A 22146-nucleotide genomic window follows, 5' to 3' on the forward strand; every position below is an offset into this window, starting at 1 on the left:
GCAATCCGCTCATCAGAAGTAAGGTTCAGAGTGCGGTATCTGAAAACGGGTTCAAACATTGATATGGGATAAAATTCGCAAATTTTGACCGCACTTTTATTTTATATCAACTCGGTCTCACTAGAAATTACAGAGGAAAACCAATGGGTTACTCCTATACTGAGAAAAAACGTATCCGTAAAGACTTTGGTAAACGTCCACAAGTTTTAAACGTACCTTATTTATTAACAATCCAACTCGATTCTTTTGAAAAATTTATTCAAAGAGATCCTGAAGGTCAGCAGGGTTTAGAAGCCGCATTCCGTTCAGTTTTTCCTATCGTAAGTAATAACGGTAGCACGGAATTGCAATATGTAAGCTATAAACTTGGCGAACCTGTATTTGACGTACGCGAATGTCAGATTCGCGGCACGACCTTTGCCGCGCCGTTACGCGTTAACTTGCGTTTGGTAAGTTACGATCGTGATGCGGCTCCGGGCACAATTAAAGATATTAAAGAACAAGACGTTTATATGGGTGAAATCCCATTGATGACGGATAACGGTACTTTCGTAATTAACGGTACCGAACGCGTTATCGTCTCTCAATTGCACCGTAGCCCGGGTGTGTTCTTTGATTCGGATAAAGGTAAAACCCATTCTTCGGGTAAAGTGCTTTATAACGCACGTATTATTCCTTACCGCGGCTCTTGGCTGGATTTTGAATTCGACCCGAAAGATAATTTATTCGCCCGTATCGACCGTCGTCGTAAATTGCCGGCAACAATTATTCTGCGCGCGTTAGGTTATAGTACCGAAGAAATTTTGGATTTATTCTTTGAAAAAATCCAATTTGAAATTCAAGATAACAAATTATTAATGGCGCTAGTGCCGGAACGTTTACGCGGCGAAACCGCCTCATTCGATATTGAAGCGAACGGTAAAGTTTACGTTGAACGTGGCCGTCGTATCACTGCGCGTCATATCCGCACATTAGAAAAAGATAATGTAACCAAAATTGATGTGCCTACAGAATATATCGTAGGTAAAGTTTCCGCTAAAGATTATATTGATTTAGAGTCGGGCGAATTGGTTTGCCCTGCGAATATGGAAATCTCGCTTGATATCTTAGCTAAATTAGCTCAGGCGGGTTACAAATCAATTGAAACTTTATTTACTAACGATTTAGATTTCGGCCCTTATATTTCCGAAACTTTACGTGTTGATCCTTCATCGGATCGTTTAAGTGCGTTAGTTGAAATCTACCGTATGATGCGTCCGGGCGAACCGCCGACAAAAGAAGCGGCGGAAGCGCTATTCGATAACCTGTTCTTCTCAGCGGAGCGTTATGATTTATCTGCGGTAGGCCGTATGAAATTCAACCGTTCTTTAGGCTTGGCGGAGGGCGTTGGTAACGGCGTGCTAAGCAAAGAAGATATCGTCGGCGTGATGAAAAAACTGATTGATATCCGTAACGGTCGAGGCGAAGTGGACGATATCGACCACTTAGGCAATCGTCGTATCCGTTCTGTCGGCGAAATGGCGGAAAACCAATTCCGTATCGGTTTGGTACGTGTTGAACGTGCGGTAAAAGAGCGCTTATCTTTAGGTGATCTTGATGCGGTAACGCCACAGGATTTAATCAATGCCAAACCGGTTTCTGCGGCAGTAAAAGAATTCTTCGGTTCTTCACAGCTTTCGCAATTTATGGACCAAAACAACCCGTTATCGGAAGTAACGCATAAACGTCGTATTTCCGCATTAGGTCCGGGCGGTTTAACCCGTGAACGTGCAGGCTTTGAAGTACGAGACGTACACCCGACTCACTATGGTCGCGTATGTCCGATCGAAACTCCTGAAGGTCCGAATATCGGTTTGATTAACTCTTTATCCGTGTATGCCCGAACTAATAATTACGGTTTCTTGGAAACGCCTTATCGTAAAGTTGTTGACGGTCAGGTAACGGAAGAAATCGAATATTTATCGGCTATTGAAGAAGGTAATTACGTTATTGCACAGGCGAATGCAAGTCTGGATGAAGATTTCCGCTTTACCGATGCGTTCGTAACCTGTCGCGGCGAACACGGCGAATCGGGTTTATATCGTCCTGAAGAAATCCAATATATGGACGTTTCGCCTCAACAGGTTGTTTCCGTGGCTGCGGCATTAATCCCGTTCTTGGAGCACGACGATGCGAACCGTGCGTTGATGGGTGCCAACATGCAACGCCAAGCAGTACCGACATTACGTGCGGATAAACCGTTAGTAGGTACCGGTATGGAAAAACCGATCGCCCTTGACTCCGGTGTTGCGGTAGTGGCTAAACGCGGCGGTATTATCCAATACGTTGACGCTTCCCGTATCGTGGTTAAAGTCAATGAAGACGAAACTATTCCGGGCGAAGCGGGTATCGATATTTATAACTTAATTAAATATACCCGTTCAAACCAAAATACTTGTATCAACCAGATTCCTTGTGTGAATTTAGGTGAGCCTATTGGTCGCGGCGAAGTGTTAGCCGATGGTCCGTCAACGGATTTAGGCGAACTGGCGTTAGGTCAAAATATCCGTGTGGCGTTCATGCCTTGGAACGGTTATAACTTTGAAGACTCAATGTTAGTATCCGAACGCGTCGTTCAACAAGACCGTTTTACGACTATCCATATTCAGGAATTATCCTGTGTGGCTCGTGATACCAAACTTGGCGCCGAAGAAATTACAGCTGATATTCCGAACGTAGGTGAGACCGCGTTAAGCAAACTTGACGAATCGGGTATCGTTTACGTTGGTGCGGAAGTGAAAGGCGGCGATATCTTAGTAGGTAAAGTAACGCCTAAAGGCGAAACCCAATTAACGCCGGAAGAAAAACTTTTACGCGCAATCTTCGGTGAAAAAGCCTCTGACGTTAAGGATTCTTCATTACGCGTACCAAACAGCGTTTCCGGTACGGTTATCGACGTTCAGGTATTTACTCGTGACGGCGTGGAAAAAGATAAACGCGCGCTGGAAATCGAAGAAATGCAGTTAAAAGAAGCGAAGAAAGATATTGCCGAAGAGTTAGAAATTCTGGAAGCAGGTTTATTCTCCCGCGTTCGTAATCTGTTAATTGACGGCGGCGTTGATGCGAAAGAATTGGATCGTTTAGATCGTACTAAATGGTTGGAACAAACTTTAAATGATGAAGCGAAACAAAACCAATTAGAACAACTGGCGGAACAATACGAAGAATTACGCAAAGACTTCGAACATAAATTAGAAGTGAAACGCGGCAAAATTATTCAAGGTGATGATTTAGCGCCGGGCGTATTGAAAGTGGTTAAAGTTTATCTTGCGGTGAAACGTCGTATTCAACCCGGGGATAAAATGGCGGGTCGTCACGGTAACAAAGGTGTTATTTCAAAAATTAACCCTGTTGAAGACATGCCGTACGATGAAAACGGTCAACCTGTTGAAATCGTATTGAATCCGTTGGGCGTACCGTCTCGTATGAATATCGGTCAGATTCTTGAAACCCACTTAGGCTTAGCGGCTAAAGGTATCGGTGAGCAAATCAACCGTATGTTGAAAGAAAAACAAGAGATTGAGAAACTACGCGGATACATTCAAAAAGCCTATGATTTAGGCGGTGGCTCACAAAAAGTGGATTTAAATACCTTTACTGATGAAGAAGTTATGCGTTTAGCGCAAAACTTACGTAAAGGTATGCCGCTTGCGACACCTGTATTTGACGGTGCGGAAGAAAAAGAAATCAAAGATCTCTTGGAATTAGGCGGTTTACCGACTTCCGGTCAGATTACGCTATACGACGGCCGCACAGGTGAAAAATTTGAACGTCCGGTAACCGTGGGTTACATGTATATGCTCAAATTGAACCACTTAGTTGATGATAAAATGCACGCTCGTTCAACCGGTTCTTATAGTCTTGTTACACAACAACCGTTGGGTGGTAAAGCACAATTCGGTGGTCAGCGTTTCGGTGAAATGGAAGTATGGGCATTAGAAGCATACGGTGCGGCATACACGTTACAAGAAATGTTAACCGTGAAATCCGATGACGTGAACGGCCGTACGAAGATGTATAAAAACATCGTGAGCGGCACTCATCAAATGGATCCGGGTACCCCTGAATCTTTCAATGTAATCATGAAAGAGATTCGTTCGTTGGGTATCAACATTGACTTAGACGAAGAGTAATTAAAATGACGGCGCGTTTTAGGCGTGTCGTCAAAAAACTTCGTCGCAATGCGAAAATTTCCGCTCAAAGTGCGGTAAAAAATTGAAAAATTTCCACCGCACTTTGAATAAGTTTAACTCCGACAGGAGCAAATCTGTGAAAGACTTAGTTAAGTTTTTAAAAGCACAATCAAAAACTTCAGAAGATTTTGATGTGATTAAAATTGGTTTAGCATCACCCGACATGATCCGTTCATGGTCATTCGGTGAAGTAAAAAAACCGGAAACAATCAACTACCGTACCTTCAAACCGGAACGTGACGGTCTTTTCTGCGCACGTATTTTCGGGCCGGTAAAAGATTACGAATGTTTATGCGGTAAATATAAACGTTTAAAACATCGTGGCGTTATTTGTGAAAAATGTGGTGTAGAAGTTACCCAAACCAAAGTTCGTCGCGAACGTATGGGTCACATTGAACTTGCCTCACCGGTTGCGCACATTTGGTTTTTAAAATCCCTGCCGTCCCGTATCGGTTTATTATTGGATATGCCGTTACGCGATATCGAACGCGTTTTATATTTCGAATCATATATTGTGATCGAACCGGGTATGACTGATCTTGAAAAAGGTCAATTATTAACCGAAGAACAATTCATGGACGCAGAAGATCGCTGGGCCGATGAATTTGATGCGAAAATGGGTGCGGAAGCAATCCAAGCCTTATTGCGCGATATGGATTTAGAACACGAATGTGAAACTTTGCGCGAAGAGTTACAGGAAACCAATTCCGAAACAAAACGCAAAAAAATCACTAAACGCTTGAAATTATTAGAAGCGTTTATGCAGTCCGGTAACAAACCGGAATGGATGGTAATGACTGTATTACCTGTGCTGCCGCCGGATTTACGTCCGTTGGTGCCGTTGGACGGCGGTCGTTTCGCTACTTCGGACTTAAACGATTTATATCGTCGCGTAATCAACCGTAATAACCGTTTAAAACGTTTATTGGATTTAGTTGCGCCGGATATTATCGTACGTAACGAAAAACGTATGTTGCAAGAGTCTGTGGATGCATTATTGGATAATGGTCGTCGCGGTCGTGCGATTACCGGTTCTAACAAACGTCCGTTAAAATCTTTGGCTGATATGATCAAAGGTAAACAGGGTCGTTTCCGTCAAAACTTACTTGGTAAACGTGTTGACTATTCGGGTCGTTCCGTAATTACCGTTGGTCCTTACCTACGTCTGCACCAATGCGGGTTACCGAAGAAAATGGCGTTGGAATTATTCCGTCCGTTTATTTACGCTAAATTAGAAAGCCGTGGCTTTGCTTCAACAATCAAAGCGGCGAAGAAAATGGTTGAACGTGAAGACGCTATCGTATGGGATATTCTGGCGGAAGTCATTCGCGAACATCCGATTTTGTTAAACCGTGCGCCAACCTTGCACCGTTTGGGTATTCAGGCATTCGAACCTATCTTAATCGAAGGTAAAGCAATGCAGTTACACCCGCTTGTTTGTGCGGCGTTTAACGCGGACTTCGATGGTGACCAAATGGCGGTTCACGTACCCTTGACACTTGAAGCGCAATTGGAAGCCCGCGCGTTAATGATGTCAACCAATAACGTGTTATCACCGGCGAACGGTGATCCGATTATCGTTCCTTCACAAGACGTTGTATTAGGTATCTACTATATGACGCGTGAAAAAGTGAACGCGAAAGGCGAAGGCATGTTATTGCAAGATCCGCGCGAAGCGGAAAAAGCTTACCGTACCGGTCGCGCGGAATTACATTCGCGCGTGAAAATCCGTATTACCGAATATGTGAAAAATGCCGAAGGTGAGTTTGAACCGCAAACAACCTTAACGGATACTACAATCGGTCGTGCCATTTTATGGATGATTGCACCTAAAGGTATGCCGTATAGTTTGTTTAACCAAACGCTCGGTAAAAAAGCGATTTCTAAATTAATCAACGAATGCTACCGTCGTTTAGGCGTGAAAGCGAGTGTTATGTTTGCCGACCAAATTATGTACACAGGTTTTGCTTACGCCGCTCGTTCGGGCTCATCCGTCGGTATCGACGATATGGTTATTCCGGAGAAAAAATACGAAATTATTTCCGCTGCGGAAGCCGAAGTTGCCGAAATTCAGGAACAGTTCCAATCCGGTCTTGTGACTGCGGGCGAACGTTACAATAAAGTGATCGATATTTGGGCGACGGCAAACGAACGCGTTGCTAAAGCGATGATGGAAAATCTTTCTACGGAAGAAGTGGTTAACCGTGAAGGTAATCTTGAGAAACAATCTTCTTTCAACAGCATCTTTATGATGGCGGATTCCGGTGCCCGTGGTTCCGCGGCACAGATTCGTCAGTTAGCGGGTATGCGTGGTCTGATGGCTCGTCCGGACGGTTCGATCATTGAAACCCCGATTACCGCGAATTTCCGCGAAGGTTTGAACGTATTACAGTACTTTATTTCAACCCATGGTGCGCGTAAAGGTTTGGCGGATACCGCGTTAAAAACAGCGAACTCAGGTTATTTAACCCGTCGTTTGGTTGACGTGGCGCAAGACTTGGTTATCGTTGAAGACGACTGCGGTACGCACGAAGGTATCGTTATGACTCCGCTTATCGAAGGCGGTGATGAAAAAGTATCGTTACGCGAACTCGTATTAGGTCGTGTAGCGGCGGAAGATATCTTAAAACCGGGTACGGAAGAGGTATTATTCCCGCGTAACACATTATTAGATGAAAAAGTGTGTGATATCCTTGATGAAAATTCAGTGGATAGCGTGAAAGTACGTTCAGTTGTAACCTGTGATACCGATTTCGGTGTTTGTGCGAAATGTTACGGTCGTGATCTGGCTCGCGGTCACTTGATTAACCAAGGTGAAGCGGTCGGTGTTATTGCTGCGCAGTCAATCGGTGAACCGGGTACACAGTTAACCATGCGTACTTTCCATATCGGTGGTGCGGCATCTGCGGCGGCTAAAGAATCCAGCGTTCAGGTGAAAAACAGTGGTTCTATCCGTTTAACAAACGTGAAATCCGTTACCAATAACGAAGGTAAATTAGTGGTTACCTCACGTAATACCGAATTAACCATTATTGATGCTTTCGGTCGTACTAAAGAGCATTATAAAGTGCCTTACGGTGCGGTATTGAACAAAGGCGACGGCGAAGCGGTAACAGCGGGCGAAACGGTAGCAAACTGGGATCCGCATACAATGCCGGTTGTCTCTGAAGTAGCGGGTTTTGTGAAATTTGTGGATATTGTTGACGGTTTAACCGTTACTCGTCAAACCGACGAATTAACAGGTTTATCTTCTATTGTGGTACAAGACGTGGGTGAACGCGCAACCGCAGGTAAAGATTTACGTCCTGCGATTAAAGTTGTTGACGCGCAAGGCAACGATATCTTTATTCCGGGCGTAGATGTGCTTGCCCAATACTTCTTGCCGGGTAAAGCCATTGTTACTCTAGACGACGGTGCGGAAGTCCAGGTCGGTGAACCTTTAGCCCGTATTCCGCAAGAATCCGTAGGTACTAAAGATATTACCGGCGGTCTTCCGCGCGTAGCCGACTTGTTCGAAGCGCGCAAACCGAAAGAACCTGCAATCCTTGCGGAAATTACAGGTATCGTTTCATTCGGCAAAGAAACCAAAGGTAAACGCCGCTTGGTTATCACACCGGTTGAAGGCGAAGCATACGAAGAAATGATTCCGAAATGGCGTCAGTTGAACGTATTCGAAGGCGAAATGGTTGAACGTGGCGACGTAATCTCCGATGGCGCGGAAACTCCGCATGATATTTTACGTTTACGCGGCGTACACGCAGTAACCGAGTATATCGTTAATGAAGTACAAGAAGTTTACCGCTTACAAGGGGTAAAAATTAATGATAAACATATCGAAGTTATCGTACGTCAAATGTTACGTAAAGGCATCATCACTAAAGCTTACGATTCTGAATTCTTAGAAGGTGAGCAAGTGGAAGTAGCGCGCGTTAAAATTGTGAACCGTAAACGTGAAGCCGAAGGTAAACCGCCGGTAGAATTCGAACGCGAATTGCTCGGTATTACCAAAGCTTCACTGGCAACCGAGTCATTTATCTCGGCGGCATCGTTCCAGGAAACAACCCGCGTGTTAACGGAAGCGGCGGTTGCAGGTAAACGTGACGAATTACGAGGCTTGAAAGAGAACGTAATCGTAGGTCGTTTAATCCCGGCAGGTACCGGTTTCGCTTATCATCAAAACCGCATTAAAAACCGCGGTCAGGCGAACGTTGTTGAAGAGCAAGAAGTAAAATTCTCTGCGGCGGACGAAGCGGAAATTGAAGCTGAATTTAATATGATAGCGGAAGACCCGGCAGCGAGTCTTGCCGAAATGTTAAATATGGCGGATGATGCGGAATAAGCATTAACCATCCATAAATATAGGGCGGGCTTGCCAGCTCGTCGATTAAAGCCCTCGGGACTCTTGTTCCGGGGGCTTTTTGTTATAATCTTTTTGTTATAATCTATGAAAGATAAACAGACTTTAAATGTTAAAGATAAATTATGAACGGAGGCTTGTAATGAAAGAAGTAAGTTCAAAATCGCTTAATGATGATGAATTAGCGCTGTTGGATAATCTATTACTAGAATATGCAAATGAAGAAAGCGACGAAGGTATTTTTACTCTTTCCGAACTGGATGGTTATCTTACCGCAATTATTTCCTCGCCTATGTTAATACAACCTAGTACGTGGATTCCGGCTATTTGGGATAATGACCTACCGGAATGGGAAAATGAACAGGAAATGGCGATGTTTTTCGATTTATTATTTCGTCATTATAATAGTATCATTATGATGTTACAGACCGGATTAGAGTATTATTCCCCTTGTTTTGAATATAGTAACTTTACGGATGGAGATTATCCTATCGTTGACGATTGGTGCTTTGGTTATATGAGGGGCGTAAAATTAGCGGATTGGCAAAATCTACCTACTAAATTGCAACCTTATTTAAAGTTAATTGAGGATCAAACTCATCTTCACTCATCTTTGGATGATTATGTCTCGCCTTCATTACAGGAACAAAATGAGTTAGCTGACAGACTTATTGAAGCTGCGGTTAAAATTTATCGTTATTTCAGATAACGGAATTGTCTTTTTACTGATAGCGCTTATTTTCCAATGAATGTTTATTTACGCCGGACATAAAACCAAAAGTGCGGTGCAAAATTTCCAAATTTTTGACCGCACTTTTATTCCGCCTTTTGTCCGCTTGTACCCGTTACATTAATCGCCCGTTTTTATGGTAATAACTGTTATAATATTTGCCATTCAGTAGTAAAGCGTAAGCCAAGGCGATATATCAAAATGACAACACATTATTTTAATTTGGATATTCCCACTCAAGCGGGAGATCACAAAATTGTAGCCAACGTATTAACGGGTTCGGACGGATTGGCGATTTGTGAAATGGCGGAACAGTTTCAGGGGCTCACCGTTGTGGTGGCTAACGATACCAAAAGTGCGGTGCGTTTAGAGAAAATTTTGCAGGAATCCGGTAAGCTTGAAGTCCGTTATTTCCCCGATTGGGAAACCTTGCCTTACGATAGTTTTTCTCCTCATCAGGATATTATTTCCTCTCGTCTCAGTGCGCTTTTCTATTTGCAAAATACCCGAAAAGGTATTCTGATTTTATCGGTGAGTACCTTAATGCAACGGATTTGCCCGCCGCAATATCTGCAACATAATGTGTTGCTGATTAAAAAAGGCGATCGTCTGGTTATTGAAAAATTACGCCTGCAATTGGAAAATGCGGGCTATCGCGCGGTAGAACAGGTTATGGAACATGGCGAATTTGCCGTGCGCGGCGCTTTGTTGGATCTTTTTCCTATGGGCAGCCCGCTTCCGTTCCGGTTGGATTTTTTTGATGATGAAATAGACAGCATCCGCACTTTTGATGCGGATACTCAGCGGACGTTGGAAGAAATCAGACAGATTAATTTATTGCCGGCGCATGAATTCCCTACGGATGACAAAAGTATTGAATTTTTCCGTGCGCAATTTCGCGAAACTTTCGGCGAAATCCGCCGTGATCCGGAGCATATTTATCAACAGGTCAGCAAAGGCACGTTAGTTTCCGGTATTGAATATTGGCAGCCGTTGTTTTTTGAGAATATGGCGACTTTATTTGATTATTTACCGGCAAATACGTTGTTCGTGGATATGGAACAATATCAAATTCAGGCGGAACGCTTTTATCAGGATGCGGTACAACGTTTTGAAAGCCGTAAGATTGACCCTATGCGCCCGTTGCTAGCGCCGGAACGTTTGTGGTTGCGCATTGACGAAGTCAATCGGGCGTTAAGAAATTATCCTCGGATTAGCCTGAAAGCGGAAAAAGTGCGGACTTCGGTACGGCAAAAAAATCTGCCGCTGAAAGCCTTGCCGGAATTGCAAATTCAGCCGCAACAAAAAGAACCCTTACAAAATCTTCGTCACTTTATTGAAAAATTCAAAGGACATATTGTTTTTTCCGTAGAAACGGAAGGGCGACGCGAAACCTTACTGGATTTGCTTTCACCTATTAAATTACGCCCAAAACAAGTGAACTCGCTATTTGAGGCGCAGTCACAAACTTACAGCCTGCAAATCAGCAGCCTGGATAACGGTTTTATTATCGAGCAAGAAAATGGCGAACCTATTGCCATTATTTGCGAAACGGAATTGTTAGGCGAACGGGTTCAGCAACGCGGGCGGGACAAACGTAAGTCAGTCAATCCCGATACTTTAATCCGTAATCTTGCGGAATTAAAAATCGGTCAGCCGGTGGTTCATTTGGATCACGGCGTCGGGCGTTACGGCGGATTGGTTACGCTGGAAAACGCCGGTATCAAGGCGGAATATTTACTGCTCACTTATGCAAACGATGCCAAGCTTTATGTACCGGTCGCCAATTTACATTTGATCAGCCGCTATGTGGGCGGTTCCGAAGAAACGGCGCCATTGCATAAATTAGGTAGTGATAGCTGGGCGAAAGCAAGACGGAAAGCGGCGGAAAAAATCCGCGATGTGGCGGCGGAATTGCTTGATGTGTATGCGCAGCGCGAAGCGCAAAAGGGCTTTGCTTTTCATTATAATCGTGAAGAATTTATGCAGTTTTCGGCGACTTTCCCTTTTGAGGAAACTCATGATCAGGAAGCGGCGATCAATGCGGTTATTTCCGATATGTGTCAGCCGAAAGCAATGGACCGTTTAGTTTGCGGCGATGTGGGGTTTGGTAAAACCGAAGTGGCGATGCGGGCGGCATTTCTTGCGGTGATGAATCATAAACAGGTGGCCGTATTAGTACCGACCACCTTATTGGCGCAACAACATTATGAAAACTTCCGCGATCGGTTTGCGAATTTGCCGGTGAATGTGGAAATGGTTTCACGTTTCAGAACGGCGAAGGAACAGAAAAAAATTCTCGAAGATTTATCCGCCGGCAAAGTGGATATTCTTATCGGCACGCACAAATTGATTCAATCCGATGTGAAATTTAACGATTTAGGCTTACTGATTATTGATGAAGAACACCGGTTCGGTGTGCGTCAAAAAGAAAAAATTAAACAGCTGCGCGCCAATGTGGATATTTTAACGCTCACCGCTACACCGATTCCGCGTACCCTTAATATGGCGATGAACGGTATTCGTGATTTATCCATTATTTCTACGCCGCCGGCACGTCGTTTGACTATCAAAACCTTTGTGCGACAGGCGGACGATTTGCTTATTCGCGAAGCTATTTTACGTGAAATTTTGCGCGGCGGGCAGGTTTATTATTTGCATAATGATGTGGCAAGTATTGAAAATTGTGCGGAAAAATTGACCGCACTTGTGCCGGAAGCCAGAATTATTATCGGTCACGGGCAAATGCACGAACGGGAATTGGAACGGGTGATGACGGATTTTTATCATCAGCGTTTTAATGTGCTGGTTTGTTCCACCATTATCGAAACGGGAATCGATATCCCTACGGCAAATACCATTATTATTGAGCGCGCGGATCATTTTGGTTTGGCTCAGCTTCATCAGTTACGCGGGCGAGTCGGGCGTTCCCATCATCAGGCCTATGCTTATTTGCTCACACCGCCGCCGAAATTAATGACCAAAGATGCGGTGAAACGTTTAGAAGCTTTAGAAAGTCTGGATAATTTAGGGGCGGGCTTTATTCTTGCCACTCATGACCTGGAAATCCGCGGTGCCGGGGAATTGCTGGGCAGCGAACAAAGCGGACAAATTGAAAGTATCGGTTTTAGTTTGTATATGGAATTGCTTGAAGCTGCAGTGCAAGCGATGAAACAAGGGCGCGAACCTTCGCTTGACGAGCTTACTCAGCAGCAGGTGGAAATTGATTTGCGCATTCCCGCTTTATTACCGGAAGATTATCTTGGTGATGTGAATATGCGCCTTTCTTTCTATAAACGTATTGCGGGGGCGGAGAATAAGCCCGCTCTCGACGAGTTGAAAGTAGAATTAATCGATCGTTTTGGTCTACTGCCGGAAGCGACAAAAAATCTGATGCAGATTACGGAACTGCGTTTAATGGCAAAACAGTTGGATATTATCCGCATAGACGGTTCGCAAAACGGCGGTTTTATTGAATTTTCACCGACTGCCGATATAGATCCGATGAAGTTTATTAATCTCATTAAACAGCAGCCCGCGGTGTTCAAATTTGACGGGCCGACTAAATTCAGATTCAGCTGTGCCTTAGAACAGGCGCAAAAACGATTGGATTTCATTTTTAATTTGCTTCAGAGTTTAATGGATTAAAACGTAACGTTGTTATAGAATGGCAAAGCATTTATCGGGTGCGGTATTTTCCGCATTTTTCACTTGTTCGTAGAAGGAAAATTGAATGTACTTAGAGCAAATTAAAGCTGAATTAAATGAAGCGGCGGATGTATTAGACAAATTCATCAAAGATGAAAACAACATTAAATTAATCCAACAGGCAGCCTTGATTTTAGCGGACAGCTTTAAACAAGGGGGCAAAGTGCTTTCATGCGGTAACGGCGGTTCTCATTGCGATGCCATGCATTTTGCCGAAGAATTAACCGGTCGCTATCGCGAAAACCGCCCGGGCTATCCGGCAATTGCGATTTCCGATGTGAGCCACTTGAGCTGCGTAAGTAATGATTTCGGCTATGATTACGTCTTCTCACGTTATGTGGAAGCGGTGGGTAAAGAAGGCGATGTGTTATTCGGTTTATCAACATCCGGCAATTCAAAAAACGTGTTAAATGCCATTGAAGCGGCAAAAGCAAAAGGCATGAAAGTTATTGCGATGACCGGTAAAGACGGCGGTAAAATGGCGGGGCTTGCGGACGTAGAAATTCGCGTTCCTCATTTCCGTTATGCCGACCGTATTCAGGAAGTGCACATCAAAGTAATCCACATTTTAATGATGCTGATTGAATTTGAAATGGCAAAAGCGGCTTAGCCGTTTAAAAGTGCGGTCGAAAATCCGAAAGTTTTATCCCATATAAGGACGCCGTGCCTGGCATCCGGATCTTATAAGGCTCCCGTAACCGAATTACGGGAGTTTTTTATACGCATAATAAAATGTCGCCGGCCTATGCAAACAGCATAACAATCTCCTTTAATTATTGCATAATTATGCAAAAAATATTAATATTCTTTCAATTTTGCAAAATGTAGAGAATTCATAAAAAAATGACCATTAGTGTTAAAAATTTAAATTTTTTCTATGGTTCGTCGCAGGCGTTATTCGATATAAATTTAACCGCCGAAGACGGTGATACCGTAGTTTTGCTCGGACCGAGCGGGGCGGGGAAAAGTACCTTAATCCGTACCTTTAATCTGCTTGAAGTACCGAAATCCGGCGATTTAACCGTGGCGGACAATCATTTTGATTTGTCGCAAAATACCGATGCTAAAAAAATGCGCCAGCTTCGCCAGGATGTAGGGATGGTGTTTCAACAGTATAATTTGTGGCCGCATTTCACCGTAATGGAGAATCTGATTGAAGCGCCGATGAAAATTCTGGGATTAACGGAATCGGAAGCACAAAAAGAAGCGATGGAGTTATTAACCCGCCTGCGTTTGGAAGAACATGCGCATCGTTTTCCGCTGCAACTGTCCGGCGGGCAACAGCAACGGGTTGCTATCGCCCGTGCGTTAATGATGAAACCGAAAGTGTTGTTATTTGACGAACCGACCGCCGCGCTGGATCCGGAAATTACCGCACAGATTGTTTCGATCATTCAGGAATTACAGGAAACCGGCATTACGCAGGTGATTGTAACCCACGAAGTCGGCGTTGCCCGTAAAGTGGCGACCAAAGTGGTGTATATGGAAAAAGGCCGTATTGTGGAAACGGGCGATGCAAGTTGTTTTGAAGCGCCGCAAACAGAACAATTCAGACAATATTTATCTCACGATTAATCAAGGATCTTATATGAAAAAATTATTATTAGCCGCCGCGCTAGCCGGCACAACTTTCGCCGCCCAAGCCCGGGATATTACTTTTGCGATGGAACCGAGTTATCCTCCTTTTGAATTAACTAATGCGCAAGGCGAAATCATTGGCTTTGACGTGGATGTGGCAAAAGCGATTTGTAAGGAAATCGAAGCGAATTGTAATTTTAAAAGCCAGTCTTTTGATGCGTTAATTCCAAGTTTAAAAGCAAAACGTTTTGATGCGGCAATTTCCGCTATTGATATTACGGAAACACGTGCAAAACAAGTGCTTTTTTCCGATGCTTATTATGACAGTTCCGCGAGTTTTATTGCGGTAAAAGGCAAAGCGGATCTAAACAGCGCTAAAAATATCGGCGTACAAAACGGTACGACATTCCAACAATATACGGTAGCTGAAGCGAAACAATATTCGCCAAAAGCTTACACTTCATTACAAGACGCTATTTTAGATTTAAAAAACGGTCGTATTGATATTATCTTCGGCGATACCGCGGTATTGGCGGATATGTTGGCTAAAGAGCCCGAACTTACTTTTGTGGGCGATAAAGTCACCAATAAAAAATATTTTGGTAACGGTTTAGGTATTGCGGTAAACAAATCTGACAAAGCCTTAGTAGAAAATCTGAATAAAGGTTTAGCCGCAATTAAAGCTAACGGCGAATACCAAAAAATCTATGATAAATGGATGACTGCTAAATAAGCGATTATGTTTTTTGAATATCTTCCTTTAATGAGTACCGCAACCCTAATGACTTTGGGGTTAGCGGTTTGTTCGTTAATAGCGGGTCTGGTTTTAGCCATCTTTTTTGTGGTGCTGGAAACGAACAAATTTGTGTGTGTGCGCAAACCGACCGCTATTTTCGTTACCCTATTACGCGGGTTGCCCGAGATTTTGGTGGTGTTATTGATCTATTTCGGGTCTACCGAATTGGTGGAAAAACTCACCGGCGAGTATATTGAATTCAGTCCGTTTTTATGCGGGGTAATCGCATTGGCGATTATTTTTGCCGCTTACGCCTCACAAACCCTAAGAGGAGCAATTCAGGCGATTCCTTTAGGTCAGTGGGAATCGGGCGCCGCATTAGGATTAAGCCGCGGCTATACCTTTGTGAATATTATTCTGCCGCAGGTGTGGCGCCACGCGTTGCCGGGCTTGAGTAACCAATGGCTTGTGTTATTGAAAGATACGGCATTGGTTTCCTTAATCGGAGTGGACGATTTAATGCGTCAGGCAAGTTTAGTTAACACAAACACCCATCAACCTTTTACCTGGTATAGTTTTGCCGCGCTGCTTTATCTGATTATTACCTTGGTCAGCCAATTTTTCATGCGTAAATTGGAAATGCGTTTTACTCGTTTTGAAAGAGGGGTGAAATAATGTTCCGGGAATATTTTATGGAAATTGCCCGCGGGATTCCGACCAGCCTGTTGTTAACGGCGGTTGCCTTGGCGGTTGCTTTTGTGCTGGCTTTATTTTTAACCTTTTTGTTATCTATGGAAAACAAACCTGTTAAAAGGGTAATTAATATCTTTTTAACCCTGTTTACCGGCACCCCGTTATTGGTACAGTTTTTCCTGATTTACAGCGGCCCCGGTCAGTTCCAATGGATTGTCAACAGCGCTCTGTGGCCATTATTATCTAATGCCTGGTTTTGCGCCATGTTTGCGTTAGCGTTAAACAGTGCGGCCTATTCTACGCAATTATTCCATGGTGCGGTAAAAGCGATTCCGAAAGGTCAATGGGAAAGCTGTGCCGCATTGGGTTTAAGCCGTTTGCAGACGTTGAAGATTCTGATCCCTTATGCCTTAAAACGCGCATTGCCTTCTTACAGCAATGAAATTATTCTAGTATTTAAAGGCACTTCTTTAGCGTCAACCATCACAATTATGGATATTATGGGTTATGCAAGACAGCTTTACGGTACGGAATATGACGCTATTACGATTTATGGTATTGCCGGCGTTATTTATTTGGTTATTACTGGTTTAATGACCTTATTGCTGCGTAAATTAGAGCATAAAGTCCTTGCGTTTGAACGTTTGGAAGTGGAAAAAGCATAAAAATCGGCTAAAACCGACCGCACTTTTGATTTAAACCCTAGAACGATCCGCACTTAAAAAGTCAGGCATTAAGCCGATCGATTAAGGTGCGGATTTTTTATTGGTTTTTCTTATTAAAGAAATAGATTTTTTAATCGGCAAAGCCCCTACTTTTTATAGGATAATTTAAACTCCCGTTTCACTATTTGGAGTTAATTCTATGAAAAAATATTTTTTATCCGCCATAGCGATCGCCGGTTTGGGCTATTTATCAATGGTAGGCTACGCCCACTTTTTTGATAAATCCCAATCGGAAAAACTGTATGCCGCAACGGAGGTTCCGCAACAATTCAAACCGGTTGCCAAAGTGATGTTTGACAACGGTTGTCAATATTGCCATTCGCCGAGTGCCGATATTCCCGGTTACGCGAATTTCCCGATTGCCAAACAGTTAATGGAGCAAGATATTGCCCAAGGTTTGCGCAGTTTCCGTTTGGATCGGATGTTTGAAGGCATGAAGGACCCAAGCAAACTTTCCGAAGCGGATTTGGCTAAATTGGAACAGGTTATTCGTAATGATCAGATGCCTGCGGCGAAATTTTTACATATTCACTGGGGCACTCGTCCCGATGCGGATGAAAAACAAGTCTTGTTAGACTGGATTAAACAACAACGTGAAGCGCATTTCCTACCTCAAAACACCCAGGGTGCGGATGCCGCACGTTTAGTACAACCTATTCCTGATGCGATTGCAACGGATCCTCACAAAGTCGCCTTGGGCGAGAAATTGTATTTTGACGGGCGCTTATCCGCCGACGGTTCGATTCAATGCCATACCTGTCACCAGCTTGAGCAGGCGGGGGTAGATAATTTACCGGTATCCGAAGGGATTGAAGGTAAAAAAGGCGGCATTAACGCACCGACGGTCTTTAATGCGGCATTTAACAAATGGCAATTCTGGGACGGTCGTGCGAAGACATTAGCGGATCAAGCGGGCGGACCGCCCATTAATCCGGTAGAAATGGGTTCAAAAGATTGGGATGAAATTATTGCCCGTCTGGATCAAGACGAGGCATTCAAAAAAGAATTCTTATCGGTTTTCCCGGAACTTTCACAAGCAACCGTCACCGAAGCTATCGGCGAGTTTGAAAAAACATTAATTACGCCGAACAGTGCTTTTGACCGCTATTTGAAAGGTGAACAATCCGCCTTAAACGATCAGCAAAAGCGCGGTTATGAATTATTTAAAAATGCCAAATGCGACACCTGTCATACCGGTACCGCAATGGGCGGACAATCCTTCGAATACATGGGTATTTATGACGATTACTTCAAAGCCCGCGGTACGGATTTAACGGATGCGGATAAAGGACGTTTCGCCGAAACCCAAGATCCTTACGATATGCATCGTTTCAAAGTACCGACTTTGCGTAATGTGGCGTTGACCGCACCTTATATGCACGACGCAACGGCGAAAGACCTGAAAGAAGCGGTTCGCATTATGGGACATTATCAAAGCAATAAAGATTTCTCTGACGCAGAACTCGACGATATCGTTTCTTTCTTAAATTCATTAACTGGTGAATTTAAAGGGAAATTATTAACCAACGAGAAAATGAAATAATTTTTCGAGTGCTTGTGGAAAGTTTAAGCTTTCCACAAGTTTTATATTTAATGTCTTAAACTAAGCCAAATCAATCCCGCCCAACCGACTAAAAAAGCGATGCCGCCAACAGGAGTCAGCCATACAAGAAAATGCGCGCCGCCTAATGCGAGGGCGTATAAGCTGCCGCTAAAGAATAAAATCCCTGCAAACCAGCTAAATCCAATCAGATTCAAAAGCCGGTAACGACAGGCAGGTACATTGGCTTGCGGCATATAAAGAAGTTGGAAACAACCTAAACACAGCAAAGCCAGGGTATGGAAAAATTGATATTTTAAGCCCGTATCGATCCAATTTAAGGCTTGGGGTTCCAGGATTTTAGATAAACCGTGAGCGGCAAATGCGCCGAAAGCAATTGAGAAAAAACCGCTCAATGCGGCCCAAAAAATCAGTTTGTTTTTCATAAAAATATTCCTTATTCGATTGAATTTCATCATAACATGCTTTCAAAATTCCCTCAAAAAGCACCGCACTTTTACGAGATAATCCGCAGTTTCACTCAATTTTAAGCTATAATGACGCATTGTTTTTGCTTTATTTTGAGATTGTTATGGCACAAATTGCACAAAATCCGCTTGTTTTAGTTGACGGTTCGTCTTATTTATACCGTGCGTTTCACGCGTTTCCTCCTCTTACAAATTCCCTCGGTGAGCCGACGGGCGCAATGTTCGGTGTGTTGAATATGCTGAAGAGTCTGATTACTCAGGTACAGCCGAGTCATATTGCGGTGGTTTTTGATGCTAAAGGCAAAACATTCCGGGACGAATTATTTGAGCAATATAAGTCTCACCGACCGCCGATGCCTGATGATTTACGCAAACAAATTCAGCCGTTGCACGATATTATTCGCGCTTTAGGCATTCCTCTGCTTTCTATCGAAGGGGTTGAAGCGGACGATGTCATCGGCACTCTCGCTTTACAGGCGTCAAGTGCGGGCAAAAAAGTGCTGATTTCCACCGGCGATAAAGATATGGCGCAGTTAGTGGATGACAACATTATGCTCATCAATACCATGAATAACACTTTATTAGACAGAGAAGGCGTAATTGAAAAATACGGTATTCCGCCGGAATTAATCATTGATTATTTGGCCTTGATGGGAGATAGCTCCGATAATATTCCAGGTATCAGCGGCGTAGGTGAAAAAACCGCATTAGGCTTATTACAGGGAATCGGCAGCATGGCGGAAATTTATGCCAATTTGGATAAAGTTGCCGATTTGCCTATTCGCGGGGCAAAAAAATTAGGGGAAAAACTGGCGGCGGCGAAAGCCGATGCGGATCTGTCTTATGTGCTGGCGACGATTAAAACGGATGTAGAGCTGGATTTGAACCCGGAACAGCTTATTATCGGTACGGCGAATAAGGATGAATTAATAGAGTATTTTGCCCGTTATGAGTTTAAACGCTGGTTAAACGAAGCCTTGAACGACGAGAGTTCGGTAACGAAACCGCAGGAACAGGCGGTGAAAATTAATAATTATCAGGCAACGCCGGCGCTTGCTAAACAGGAAAGTGCGGTCAAAAATTCGGTAAAAATCGACCGCACTTTGTATGAAACGGTGGACAATCAAGCCAAGCTGCAACAGTGGATTGAGAAAATCCGGCAGGTAAAATTAGTTGCGGTGGATACGGAAACCAACGCTTTGGATCCGATGCTGGCGGAACTGGTCGGCATATCTTTCGCTTTAGAAAACGGCGAGGCTTGTTATATTCCGCTTGCTCATGTTCATCAGGTTGCCGCTCAGGCGGAAAATGCGCAGGGCGATTTATTTGCGGAATCGGAGCAATCGAGTGAAAGTCGCTGGGAACCCGTTGTCGGACAACTGAACAAAGCGGAATGCCTGTCTCAATTAAAACCCTTATTGGAAAACCCGGAAATTAAAAAAATCGGGCAGAATATTAAATACGATTTAACTATTTTTGCCAATAACGGCATTAATATGCAGGGCGTGACCTTTGATACCATGTTGGAATCCTATGTGCTGAACAGTACCGGGCGCCATAATATGGACGATTTAGCGGAACGTTATTTAGGGCATCACACCATTGCTTTTGAAGATATTGCCGGCAAAGGGAAAAACCAACTGACGTTTGATCAAATCGAACTCAAAAAAGCGGCGGAATATGCGGCGGAGGATGCAGATGTGACCATGAAACTGCACCAAACCTTATGGCGGGAAGTCGCTCAAAGTCCGGAATTGGTGAAACTGTATCAAGAAATGGAATTGCCTTTAGTGAGTGTGCTTTCCCGTATCGAGCGTAACGGCGTATTAATCGACAGTCGGGCTTTGCTGGCGCAATCAAAAGAATTTTCGCAAAAACTGACCGCACTTGAGAACAAAGCCCACGAACTGGCGGGGCAACATTTTAATTTGGCGTCTACCAAACAGTTACAGGAGATTTTGTTTGATAAGCTCGGTTTGCCGGTGCTGAAGAAAACGCCGAAAGGGGCGCCTTCAACCAATGAAGAAGTGCTGGAAGAATTGGCTTATGAGCATGAATTGCCGAAATTGCTGGTAGAACACCGCGGTTTAAGCAAGCTGAAATCCACTTACACCGATAAATTGCCGCAAATGGTGAATCGAAAAACAGGGCGTGTGCATACCTCTTATCATCAGGCAGTCACCGCTACCGGCCGGTTATCTTCAAGTGATCCGAATTTGCAGAATATTCCGGTACGTAATGAAGAGGGGCGCCGTATCCGTCAGGCATTTATCGCCCGCAAAGGATTTAAAGTGATAGCTGCGGACTATTCGCAAATCGAATTACGCATTATGGCGCATTTATCGGCGGATAAAGGGTTAACCGCCGCCTTCAGCGAGGGGAAAGATATTCACCGTTCGACAGCGGCGGAAATCTTCGGGCTTGCTCTGGAGAATGTTACCGCCGAACAGCGCCGTAGCGCCAAAGCCATTAATTTCGGCTTAATTTACGGCATGTCTTCGTTTGGTCTGTCCCGTCAGCTCGGTATCGCCCGCGGCGATGCGCAACGTTACATGGATCTTTATTTCCAGCGTTATCCGGGCGTACAGACCTTTATGACCAATATTCGGGAAAAAGCCAAATCGCAGGGGTATGTGGAAACATTATTCGGTCGCCGTTTGTATTTGCCGGACATTCAATCCGCTAACGCCATGCGTCGCAAAGCGGCGGAACGGGTGGCGATTAACGCACCGATGCAGGGAACCGCGGCGGATATTATCAAGCGGGCGATGATCGATATTGATAAAGCCATTACCGATGATCCGGATATTCTCATGATTATGCAGGTACACGATGAATTGGTCTTTGAAGTCAAAGAAGACAAAATCGAGCATTACAGCGCTCTGATTAAATCCTTAATGGAAAATGCCGCACAACTTCATGTTCCGCTGATTGTTGATGTGGGGGTGGGCGATAACTGGGACGAAGCCCATTAATGTTATGGAAACCCAGGCCTTGAACGTGGCGAAGTGGATTTAGCGTTGGTTACGCCTAATATGGCGATGTCGGATTTGCATATCCGTCATTGAAAAATAAATTTTTATATTTTGTAGCATGTTTTCATAAATCATTTAAATTTTATTATACATAAAAATGGTCAAAATTTGACAAATATACCATTTTAATGTAGCATACAGTCTTATTTTGTTGGCTGAATTTTATTATTCAGCTACATTTTGTCTATTGTTTAGCGAATCCCGCTATCTTTTGGTATTACTTTTCTGGTAATTCCGCATCAAAAATCCCCTCTCCGGTAAGGGGCGATAAACAGACCCTGAGTTTCTTTATTTCATTTTTGTTTTTGTAACAAAAGTTTTTGA

At 43.9% G+C, this 22146-nt stretch carries 12 protein-coding genes; 11 read left to right on the top strand and 1 reads right to left on the bottom strand.

Annotated features, from left to right (window positions below; translation table 11 throughout):
- Nucleotides 1–143: 143 nt before the first annotated feature.
- From rpoB to MS_RS01020, 10 genes are all read left to right on the top strand, one after another.
- Nucleotides 144–4172, top strand: a complete 4029-nt coding sequence (gene rpoB, locus MS_RS00975) for a DNA-directed RNA polymerase subunit beta (protein WP_011199394.1) — start codon at nt 144–146, stop codon at nt 4170–4172.
- Between the two features lie 136 nt (nt 4173–4308).
- Entirely contained in the window at nt 4309–8571 is a 4263-nt protein-coding gene (rpoC, locus tag MS_RS00980) for a DNA-directed RNA polymerase subunit beta' (protein ID WP_041639466.1), read from the top strand.
- A 160-nt stretch (nt 8572–8731) separates the two neighbouring features.
- Nucleotides 8732–9298 carry a UPF0149 family protein gene (locus tag MS_RS00985; RefSeq protein ID WP_050738248.1) on the top strand — a complete coding sequence of 189 codons (567 nt, stop codon included), beginning with the start codon at nt 8732–8734 and terminating at the stop codon, nt 9296–9298.
- A gap of 222 nt (nt 9299–9520) precedes the next feature.
- The gene (mfd, locus tag MS_RS00990; RefSeq protein WP_011199398.1) at nt 9521–12967 is read left to right on the top strand and encodes a transcription-repair coupling factor; all 3447 of its coding nucleotides are present in this window, start codon (nt 9521–9523) and stop codon (nt 12965–12967) included.
- Between the two features lie 85 nt (nt 12968–13052).
- Entirely contained in the window at nt 13053–13637 is a 585-nt protein-coding gene (gene lpcA / locus MS_RS00995; RefSeq protein ID WP_011199400.1) for a D-sedoheptulose 7-phosphate isomerase, read from the top strand.
- A gap of 233 nt (nt 13638–13870) precedes the next feature.
- Nucleotides 13871–14602, top strand: a complete 732-nt coding sequence (gene artP / locus MS_RS01000; RefSeq protein WP_011199401.1) for an arginine ABC transporter ATP-binding protein ArtP — start codon at nt 13871–13873, stop codon at nt 14600–14602.
- Between the two features lie 13 nt (nt 14603–14615).
- Nucleotides 14616–15338: a lysine/arginine/ornithine ABC transporter substrate-binding protein gene (locus MS_RS01005; protein ID WP_041639467.1), complete on the top strand. Its 723-nt coding sequence runs from the start codon at nt 14616–14618 to the stop codon at nt 15336–15338.
- Nucleotides 15339–15344: 6 nt separating this feature from the next.
- Nucleotides 15345–16016 (top strand): arginine ABC transporter permease ArtQ, encoded by a 672-nt coding sequence (gene artQ / locus MS_RS01010; RefSeq protein ID WP_011199403.1) that lies wholly within the window; start codon nt 15345–15347, stop codon nt 16014–16016.
- Nucleotides 16016–16699, top strand: a complete 684-nt coding sequence (gene artM, locus MS_RS01015) for an arginine ABC transporter permease ArtM (protein WP_011199404.1) — start codon at nt 16016–16018, stop codon at nt 16697–16699. Before artQ ends, artM begins: the two co-directional genes overlap by 1 nt.
- A gap of 199 nt (nt 16700–16898) precedes the next feature.
- Nucleotides 16899–18302: a cytochrome c peroxidase gene (locus MS_RS01020; protein WP_011199405.1), complete on the top strand. Its 1404-nt coding sequence runs from the start codon at nt 16899–16901 to the stop codon at nt 18300–18302.
- A 47-nt stretch (nt 18303–18349) separates the two neighbouring features.
- On the opposite strand, the gene MS_RS01025 is transcribed toward MS_RS01020, so the two are convergent.
- Nucleotides 18350–18745: a DUF423 domain-containing protein gene (locus MS_RS01025; RefSeq protein ID WP_041639468.1), complete on the bottom strand. Its 396-nt coding sequence runs from the start codon at nt 18743–18745 to the stop codon at nt 18350–18352.
- Nucleotides 18746–18891: 146 nt separating this feature from the next.
- Between MS_RS01025 and polA the strand changes: the two genes are divergently transcribed.
- Nucleotides 18892–21762 (top strand): DNA polymerase I, encoded by a 2871-nt coding sequence (gene polA, locus MS_RS01030; RefSeq protein ID WP_041639469.1) that lies wholly within the window; start codon nt 18892–18894, stop codon nt 21760–21762.
- Nucleotides 21763–22146 lie beyond the last annotated feature (384 nt).

The organism is [Mannheimia] succiniciproducens MBEL55E, from assembly GCF_000007745.1.
Taxonomy (GTDB): Bacteria; Pseudomonadota; Gammaproteobacteria; order Enterobacterales; family Pasteurellaceae; genus Basfia; species Basfia succiniciproducens.